Below are 3,183 nucleotides of genomic sequence, written 5' to 3'. Positions count from 1 at the left end.
TCGGTGCATCGTGGGTGAATTCCCGCTTCCGCCACTTCGCTACCGTTTTTGGATTAATCCCATGCCGCTTGGCCAGAACATTCAGACTCTCTTGACTATTTTGTATCGCTCGACGCACCGCCACTGTCGTGCGGGCGCTTCCGTGTAATATCTGTCCCATAAATCATCCCTCCGTAGCTGGTTATATGTTACACCGGCACACCGTGGGACTAAACAATTAACCACCTCAGCTGCCTGGGATACGGTGTAACCTTGCTGCGTAACCAGTGCCACCGTTTCCTGCTTGAACTCAGATGAATATTTGCGTCGCGTTTCTTTAATAGCTATCATAAACTACCTCCCTTTGCTGTTTTACAGGCTTAACAAAGTGTCCGGAAGTATTAGACCAGAACACGGCACCTGTCCTAGCATTACCGTCGCTATGCCGAAGCCTTAGGTACACAAGACAGGGCCCCTTCTTGAGCTATACCGAACACTACAGAGGATCTCATCCATGCGTCGTTTCATCCCAGCCGACCGCCTGATAGAACTTGATGATCAGCAATGCGGATTGAGTGCCGCGGAGGTGCAGGCACAGCGCGCTCGCTACGGAACGAACAATGTCTTGGGCGTTGCGCCGGGCGGCTGGCGAGAACTGCTGCGTGACACCCTTAAGGATCCCATGCTTTGGTTCCTGATCGGGACCAGTGCCCTGTTTGCCCTGATCGGCGATACGCGTGAGGCGGTGATCCTGTTGGTTGCACTGTTCCCGTTGATTGGTATGGACGCATTTCTGCATCGCCGCACGCGAGCCTCCACGGAGGGACTGAGCGGACGCCTAGCGCCCCTTGCCACGGTCATGCGTGATGATCAGTTAGAGACGATTCCAGCCGCCGACCTAGTGCCGGGCGACCTCATTGAAGTTGGGGCAGGGGGCTCGTTTCCAGCCGATGCGATCGTGCTCACTGGGGAGGCACTACAGGTCGACGAGTCGGCGCTCACCGGTGAAGTTTACCCTGTACGCAAGCACCCCATTGAACCACAAGCAGCAGGGTCGACACCGCTTGTCGATGAGGAATATTGGGGGCTCGCCGGTACACGTCTGCTTACTGGAACTGCCCGACTACGGGTCGTCTACACCGGCGCGGAGACCTTGTATGGCGAGATAGTGCGCTCGGCCCTGAGCAGCAGCCACGACCGCACACCGTTGCAGCGCGCCGTCAGCAATCTGGTGGGAGTATTGGTCGTGGCAGCGCTGCTGCTGTGTCTAACGCTCGCCTATGTGCGCTGGCAGCAGGGGCATGGCCTGGTTGATGCCCTGCTGAGCGCGATCACTTTGGCCGTCGCCGCGCTGCCGGAGGAGTTTCCGGCAGTTTTCACCTTCTTCCTCGGGGTCGGTGTATTCCGCCTTGCCAAGCGACAAGCACTTGTCCGCCGTGCCGTCGTTGTCGAGAATATTGGGCGCGTCACCACCATCTGCTCGGATAAGACCGGCACCATCACTGAAGGCAGGTTAAAGGTGGTGCATTGCATTGCCAGCCCGAAGCTCAACGAGCAGCAGTTGCTGTATTTCTCAGCGATCGCCGCCCGCGGAGAGAGCGGCGACCCGCTGGATATCGCAATCCTGCAGGCAGTGGCTGAGGCACCACAGAAGCGCTTTGTCAGTTTTCCCTTCACCGAAGATCGGAAACGCGAGACAGGCATCGTGCGCGACACAGATGGTAAGCTGCTCGTGGCCAGCAAGGGGGCGCCGGAGACCATACTCGCAATGTCCGCGCTGGATGAGACCGCACGGCAGCACTGGCTGGCTGCTGTCGACGAATTCGCCGCCACGGGGCACAAGGTGATCGCCTGCGCTTGGCGCGAGTTGGATGAAGCTCAATGGTCAGGCGGTGAGCCCGATCGCGGCTTTGGCTTCGCCGGCTTGCTCGCTTGCGAGGATCCTGTGCGCGAAGGTGTTGATGGGGCCATTCGTGAATGTCGCGAGGCAGGTATTCACGTCATCATGGTCACCGGAGATCACCCGGCCACCGCTCGCGCTGTCGGCAATGAGGTGGGCCTGGGCGGTGGTACACCAACCATCGTGCTGGCCGACGAGGTGGAGAACCGTCTGCGGGAAGATCCCGGATTTCTTCACGGCGTAGATGTGATCGCACGGGCCATCCCTTCGCAAAAGCTTGCCTTCGTGAAGGCACTACAGGGGTGCGGCGACATTGTCGCCGTTACCGGTGATGGGGTTAATGATGTGCCGGCGCTGCAGGCAGCCGACGTAGGCATTGCTATGGGTGAACGTGGCACACAGAGTGCACGCGAGGTAGCCGCTATCGTCCTACTCGACGACAACTTCGGCAGCATCGTCCATGCCATCGCGGAAGGACAGACACTGTTCACCAATCTGAAGCTGAGCTTCCAGTACCTGCTCATGATCCATTTGCCGCTGGTTCTGTCGGCAGCACTAATCCCGTTCGCTGGTTACCCTTTGCTCTATCTGCCCATCCATATCGTATGGCTGGAGCTGATTATCCATCCCACAGCCCTGCTGGTCTTTCAGAGCCTGCCCTCGCGTGGTCGCCTGGAACCGATTCATCGCGGACACCGCATCCGCTTCTATGGTCCGTGGGAGTGGCTGGGCATCGTTTCGGTAGGCACCTTGATTACGGGCATACTGATGTTCGGCTACGATCACAGCCTGGGCGCGGAACGCGACGTGGAACACGCCCGCGCCATGGCCCTGGTGGCACTGACCGTAGCCAGTGCCACCGTCACAGCAGCCCTTAGTGGCCTGCGCACCGCCGTTGCATGGACCGTCGTGCTGGTAACCTTGGCCCTGTCAATTATATTGGTGCAGATCCCGTTACTATCGTCGTGGCTGCATATCACGCCCCTGCACGGGGACGACTGGGCCATTGCCGTGGGTGGGGGCTTGCTGGTGTCCTTGCTGCCGGCATTGAGATGGTTGCCGCGCCTGCTTGCTATATGCGGCCCAGGAAGGGCGGCGACGTGACCGCTAGAGCATTTTTGATTTAAATATATGCATGTAATAGACTATTCTCTATTACAACTGATGGGGAAGGTTATGCATGCCTATTCACAAGATCTTCGGAATCGCATTCTGGGTGCGTTGGATCGTGGCGAAGGTCCAACGGCAATTGCCCGGCGCTTTGAGGTGAGTCGCATGTGGGTGTATCAGGTACGCAAGCGATG

3 protein-coding genes and 1 pseudogene are annotated in these 3,183 nt (G+C 58.4%); 2 read left to right on the top strand and 2 right to left on the bottom strand.

The genetic code is table 11. The annotated features are described in order from the left end of the window. Positions 1–160 (bottom strand): annotated as a pseudogene (locus C8R14_RS13080) (IS481 family transposase); the annotation flags it as partial. Next, positions 82–330, bottom strand: a complete 249-nt coding sequence (locus C8R14_RS14490) for a transposase (RefSeq protein WP_074710709.1) — start codon at positions 328–330, stop codon at positions 82–84. The pseudogene C8R14_RS13080 and the gene C8R14_RS14490, both read right to left, overlap by 79 nt. Before the next feature lie 163 nt (positions 331–493). Between C8R14_RS14490 and C8R14_RS13070 the strand changes: the two genes are divergently transcribed. Continuing rightward, complete coding sequence (locus C8R14_RS13070) at positions 494–2,983, top strand: cation-translocating P-type ATPase (RefSeq protein WP_011635262.1); 2,490 nt, start codon at positions 494–496, stop codon at positions 2,981–2,983. Between the two features lie 27 nt (positions 2,984–3,010). Then, a partial coding sequence (locus C8R14_RS14485; RefSeq protein WP_373605819.1) for a helix-turn-helix domain-containing protein occupies positions 3,011–3,183 on the top strand: 173 nt, incomplete at its 3' end.

It is taken from the genome of Nitrosomonas eutropha, from assembly GCF_003201195.1.
Classification (GTDB): domain Bacteria; phylum Pseudomonadota; class Gammaproteobacteria; order Burkholderiales; family Nitrosomonadaceae; genus Nitrosomonas; species Nitrosomonas eutropha.
This window is presented reverse-complemented; position numbering and strand designations above follow the sequence as displayed.

Bases quoted from the DNA above. Each gene is read 5' to 3' on its own strand.
- C8R14_RS14490 (WP_074710709.1), bottom strand. From the start codon at position 330: ATGATAGCTATTAAAGAAACGCGACGCAAATATTCATCTGAGTTCAAG.
- C8R14_RS13070 (WP_011635262.1), top strand. From the start codon at position 494: ATGCGTCGTTTCATCCCAGCCGACCGCCTGATAGAACTTGATGATCAG.